Genomic DNA, 252 nt, shown 5'->3' with positions numbered 1-252 from the left:
ATGGGCCGTAGCCTGAACACGCGTCTGTCCCAGCAGGTCCGCGGAAAGATCGTCGACCGTATGCGGCACCTCGCCGCCGAGGCGGGTGTCGCCGTGGTCACCGTCCCCGCCCGTAACACGTCAAAGCACTGCCCGCAGTGCCTGACGCCGCTACGACATTGCAAAGCGCCCGACAAGCCGACCGTGGCGGGCTGGAAGTGGGCCATCTGCCCCAACACCGGCAGCTGCGGGTGGCAGGGCGACCGCGACCAG

At 69.0% G+C, this 252-nt stretch carries 1 protein-coding gene; it reads left to right on the top strand.

The features are described 5' to 3' along the window. A partial coding sequence (locus ACNAW0_RS30925; RefSeq protein ID WP_416291568.1) for a zinc ribbon domain-containing protein occupies window positions 1-252 on the top strand: 252 nt, incomplete at its 3' end.

The organism is Micromonospora sp. SL1-18 (assembly GCF_047921505.1).
Taxonomy (GTDB): domain Bacteria; phylum Actinomycetota; class Actinomycetes; order Mycobacteriales; family Micromonosporaceae; genus Micromonospora.
The sequence above is the reverse complement of the archived record's forward strand: the minus strand, read 5'-3'. Positions and strand labels throughout refer to the sequence as shown.